General features: G+C 74.3%; 4 protein-coding genes and 1 pseudogene. 4 read left to right on the top strand and 1 reads right to left on the bottom strand.

Going from position 1 to position 5,102, the window contains the following annotated elements; genetic code table 11:
- The first annotated feature begins 123 nt into the window (after positions 1–123).
- From C1I97_RS31175 to C1I97_RS43075, 3 genes and pseudogenes are all read left to right on the top strand, one after another.
- Complete coding sequence (locus tag C1I97_RS31175) at positions 124–1,338, top strand: amidohydrolase (protein WP_111006423.1); 1,215 nt, start codon at positions 124–126, stop codon at positions 1,336–1,338.
- A gap of 58 nt (positions 1,339–1,396) precedes the next feature.
- Positions 1,397–1,507 (top strand): annotated as a pseudogene (locus C1I97_RS43080) (universal stress protein); the annotation flags it as partial.
- Positions 1,508–1,686: 179 nt separating this feature from the next.
- Positions 1,687–1,863, top strand: coding sequence for a universal stress protein (locus C1I97_RS43075; protein WP_441349171.1), 177 nt, complete (start codon positions 1,687–1,689; stop codon positions 1,861–1,863).
- A gap of 3 nt (positions 1,864–1,866) precedes the next feature.
- Here the strand turns inward: C1I97_RS43075 and C1I97_RS31165 are convergent, their stop codons facing one another.
- Positions 1,867–3,024, bottom strand: a complete 1,158-nt coding sequence (locus C1I97_RS31165) for a site-2 protease family protein (protein ID WP_111006422.1) — start codon at positions 3,022–3,024, stop codon at positions 1,867–1,869.
- A 162-nt stretch (positions 3,025–3,186) separates the two neighbouring features.
- On the opposite strand from C1I97_RS31165, the gene polX reads away from it, so the two are divergent.
- Positions 3,187–4,914: a DNA polymerase/3'-5' exonuclease PolX gene (polX, locus tag C1I97_RS31160; protein ID WP_111006421.1), complete on the top strand. Its 1,728-nt coding sequence runs from the start codon at positions 3,187–3,189 to the stop codon at positions 4,912–4,914.
- Positions 4,915–5,102: the final 188 nt, after the last annotated feature.

Below are 5,102 nucleotides of genomic sequence, written 5' to 3'. Positions count from 1 at the left end.
GGTGAGGCGTGACCGGCCCCGGCCGGTCACGACGCCCCGCCCGCGCCCGGTCACGCCTCACCCGCGCCCGGTCACAACTCGCCGCCGGGCGCGGAGAGTCTCCTCGTCCGCGCCGGGGACGTCCTGCGGCCCGCGCTCTCCCTCTACCTGGACCTGCACGCGCATCCGGAACCGTCCGGGCAGGAGGCCCGCACCGCGGACCGCTTCGGCCGGCGGCTCGCGGCGGCGGGCTGCGAGATCACCCACGGGATCGGCGGCCACGGCGTCGTCGGCGTGCTCCGCAACGGGGACGGTCCCCGTGTCTGGCTGCGGGCGGAGCTCGACGCGCTCCCGATGCGCGAGCGGACCGGGCTGCCGTACGCCAGCCGCACCGACGCCATGCACGCGTGCGGCCACGACCTGCACCTGGCCGCGGCGGCGGGTGCCGCGGATCTGCTCGCCCGTCTGTCCGACCGGTGGCGGGGCACCCTGCTGGTGGTGGGGCAGCCGGCCGAGGAGACGCTCGGCGGGGCCGAGGCCATGCTGCGCGACGGACTGTACGAACGGTTCGGCAGACCCGGCGTCGTCCTCGCCCAGCATGCCGCGCCGCTGCCCTCCGGCACGGTCGCGCACGTGCCGGGCGGGACGCCGATGGCGGCGGCCGGCGCGGTGCTCGACGTGGTGCTGCACGGGCGGGGCGGACACGCCGCCACCCCGCACCTGGCGGTGGAGCCGGTCGTCGCCGCGGCCGCCGTCGTCACCCGGCTCCAGGCCGTCGTCGCCCGCGAGACCGCGCCCGCCGACCAGGTGACGCTGACCGTGGGCACGCTGCGGGCCGGAACGGCCGCCAACGTCATACCGGACCGCGCCGAACTCGGCATCGGGGTCCGTGCGTCGAGCGAGGCGTCCCTCGACCGGGCGCTGGCCGCGGTGCGCCGCATCGTCCTCGCCGAGAGCGCCGCCGCGGGCGCCCCCCGGGAACCCGAGGTGACCGTCGCCTCCCGCTCGGCGGCCCTGCGGTGCGACCCGCACACCACCGACTCGGTACGACGCGCCCACACCGCACTCCTGGGGTCCGGGCGGGTGCTGTCCTGGCCGGGGTCGATGGCCACGGAGGACTTCCCGTTGTTCGGGGACGCCGGAGCCGGTGTCCACGGGCAGCACGGAGTCCCGCTGGTCTACTGGATGCTGGGCGTGGTGGGCGCGGACGAGTGGCGCCGGGCGACGGCCGGCGGCCCCGACGCCTCACCACCGGCCCCGAACCACTCCCCGTACTTCGCCCCCCACATCGGCAGCGCCCTGCGCCCCGCGATCGCCGCGCTGACGGTCGCGGCACTCGACCGGTTCGCCGCCACCTGAGAGACCGGCGGCCGCGAACGGTGTGCGGTGCGTGCTCGGCGCCCGCACACTCTGATACATGAGCGAGCAGCAGAGGACAGCCGCCGCACGGATCGCGGTCGGCGTCGACGGCTCCGAGCCGTCGAAGGCCGCCCTGCGGTGGGCGGCCCGGCAGGCCGCCCTGACGGGCGGAGCGGTGGAGGCGGTGACCGCCTGGCAGTACCCGCAGTGGTACGGCGCGGGCCCCATGGTCGCCGACTTCGACTTCGCGGACAACGCGAGGAGCTTCCTCGCCCGGGCGATCGACGAGGCCCTCGGCCCCGACCGGCCGGGATCCGGCCCCGGGTCGTGTGCGGGCACCCGGCCGGCGTGCTGCTGGACGCCGGCCGCGGGGCGGAACTGCTGGTCGTGGGGAGCCGGGGGCACGGCGGATTCGCCGGGGCACTGCTGGGCTCGGTCAGCCAGCACCTCGTCCAGCACGCCGCGTGCCCGGTCGTCGTCATCCGCGGCAGCGCCGACGCGCCGCCGCCAGCCTCGGCGACGTGAGGGTCAACGCCGCCCCGGGGCGGTGTTCATCAGCCAGTTCACCGTACGGCTCACGTCGGACAGGGAGACGATCCCGACGAGCCTGCCGTCGTCCACGACCAGGACCCGGTGCTCGGCGCCCGGCTCCATGCGCGGCAGCAGGTCCGCCAGCGAGCTGTCCGGCCCGGCCACGGTGACCTGCGGCAGCGGCACCATCACCTGTCTCACCGTCACGGCGTGGGCCTCGGCCTGCGGCACCCGTCTGGCGCTGTCGAGGGTCACCAGTCCGATGAGGGTCCCGTCCCCGTCCCCGTCCCCGTCCTCGGTCACCGGGAACGCCGAATGCCGGTAGCGGTAGCGGTAGCTCGGATCGGTGAGGAAGCCCGCGACCGTGGTGTCCGCGGGGACCGTGAGCGGTTCGGGTGTCATGGCCTCCCGCACCGGGACACCGGCGAGCACGCCGCGCAGATGGGCCTGCCGTCCCTCGGCGGTGGCGGCCGCGATGAGGAACCATCCGATCAGGGCCAGCCACAGACCGCCGAACGCGCCGGTCCGCATGAACGCGATCACCCCGAGCACCACGAGCAGCCACCCGAAGACGCGCCCCGCCGCGGTCGCGCCGGCCGTCGCCCGCAGCCGGTCCCCCGTGCGCCACCACAGGAAGGCGCGCAGCAGCCTGCCGCCGTCGAGCGGGGCGGCGGGCAGTGCGTTGAAGAGGGCGAGCAGCACGTTGATGCCCGCCAGCCAGGAGACCATCTCCACCACGACCCCGGACACGGACGCCGTGTCGAGCAGCCAGGCACCGAGGGCGAAGAGCCCGCCCAGCAGGAGGCTGACGAGCGGACCGACACCGGCGATCCTCAGCTCCGCGCCGGGACCGGACGCCTCGGACTTCAGCCGGGCCGCCCCGCCCAGCAGCCACAGCACGATGTCGTCCACCTCGACCCCGTTGCGCCGGGCCACGACGGCGTGCGCCAGCTCGTGCGCGAGCAGGGAGGCGAAGAAGACCACGGCGGTGCAGAGGCCGGCCGCCCAGTACACCGCCCAGCCGCGCCCCGGATGCGCCTGCGGAAGACGGCCCTGCGCCAGACCGAACGCGATGATCGCGAAGATGAACAGGACGCTCCAGTGCACGCCGACCCGGACCCCCGCGATCCGCCCCAGAACGAACGTCGCCCGCACGGTCTCTCCCCTGCTCGAACCGTCACCCGCTCCAGTACACCCTTGGACCCGCGGCTTCGCGCGCCGGAGAAGCCGATGGGATCGAAGGAGCCGAAGGGGCCGGAGAGCGGCTCGAGGTGTGACCGCCTGGCAGGCGGGCAGGGCTCTTCCTAGACTTGGGACGTGGCCCGGCCCAACGAGGAGGTCGAGGCGCTCCTGCACGAGTACGCCGACCTCATCGCCATCACCGGAGGCGACGCGTTCAAAGCCCGCGCCTACGAGAAGGCGGCCCGCGCGATCGGCGGCTGTCCCGCCGACGTCTCCCACCTGGACGCCGCGGGGCTGAGGGAGATCCCGGGCGTGGGCAGGTCGATCGCCGAGAAGGTCGTCGAGTACTTCCGCACCGGCCGGGTCACGGCGGTCGAGGAGACCCGGGCCAGGATCCCCGCGGGGGTGCGGCAGCTCATCACCGTCCCCACCCTCGGTCCCAAGAAGGCGCTGGCGCTCTACGAGAACCTGCACATCTCCTCGGTGGACGAGCTGGCCGACGCCATCAGGGCGCAGAAGCTGCGCGGCCTGAAGGGCTTCGGGCGGAAGACCGAGGCGAACATCCTGCACGGCATCGCCCTCATGCGGCAGGCGGGGGAGCGCATCCCGCTGAGCACCGCCACCGAGGCCGCCGAGGACATCGTCGCCGAACTCTCCCGGATCACCGGCTGCAAGCACTGCGCCTACGCCGGATCGCTGCGCCGCATGAGGGAGACCGTCGGCGACATCGACGTCCTCGTCGCCGCCGGCCGGTCGGCCCCCTTCATGGACGCCCTCACCGAACTGTCCTCCACCGCCGAGGTCGTCGTGCACGGCGAGAAGAAGACCTCGGTCCGCACCGTCGAGGGCCTCCAGGTCGATCTGCGCGTGGTGCGACCGGACTCGTGGGGCGCCGGCCTGCAGTACTTCACCGGCTCGAAGGCGCACAACATCCGCACCCGCACGATCGCCGCCCACCTGGGCCTGAAGCTCTCCGAGTACGGCCTGTTCGAGGCCGGGGGCGGCAAGCGGGTCGCCTCCCGCTCCGAGGACGAGGTGTACGCCAGGCTCGGCCTGCCCTGGATCCCGCCCACGCTGCGCGAGGACCGGGGGGAGATCGAGGCCGGCCTGCGCGGCGAACTGCCCGAGGTGGTGACCGAGCGGGACGTCCGCGGCGATCTGCACACCCACACCGACCTCACCGACGGCATCGCCCCGCTGGAGGAGATGGTGGCGGCGGCCGCCGAGCGGGGCTACGCGTACTACGCGGTCACCGACCACGCACCGGACCTGCGCATGCAGCGCATGACCGACGAGAAGGTCCTCGCCCAGCGCGAGCGGGTGCGGTCACTGGACGGCAGGCACCACGGGATGCGGCTGCTGCACGGCACCGAGCTCAACATCGGCCCCGAGGGGGAGGTGGACTGGCCCGACGGGTTCCTGGCCGGTTTCGACCTCTGCGTGGCCTCGGTGCACTCCCACTTCACCCTCGGCCGCAGGGCGATGACCCGGCGGCTCGTACGCGCCTGCGAGAACCCCCACGTCAACGTCATCGGGCACCCCACCACCCGTCTGATCGGCAAACGGCCGGGCATCGACGCCGACCTCGACGAGGTGTTCGCCGCCTGCGCCCGCACCGGCACGGCTCTGGAGATCAACTCCCAGCCCGACCGCCTCGACCTGGGCGACGAGGACATCCTCCGGGCCAGGAGCCACGGGGCGAAGTTCGCCGTCGACACCGATGCCCACGCGGTCCCCCAGCTCGCGCTCCTCCGCTACGGGATCGGCACGGCGCAGCGCGGCTGGCTCACCCCGGACGACGTGATCAACACATGGCCCCTGCGCCGGCTGCGCCGGTTCCTGCGCAAGGACCGGGCGGGCTGAGGCCCACACGCGCCGGGCCGGTGCGGCAGGCGGTCATGGCACTCCCCCGCGTCCGGGTCCTCCCTCTCCCCCGCGTTCCGGCACTCCCCCGTGTTCAGGCGCTCACCAGCGGGTTCGGCAGGGGCTGGTAGTGGGCGGCGGCGCCGTCGGCGTCCGTCCAGCGCAGCAGGAGGTTGGTCTTGCCCGGC

This window comes from Streptomyces sp. NTH33, from assembly GCF_003236365.1.
Lineage (GTDB): Bacteria > Actinomycetota > Actinomycetes > Streptomycetales > Streptomycetaceae > Streptomyces.
This window is presented reverse-complemented; position numbering and strand designations above follow the sequence as displayed.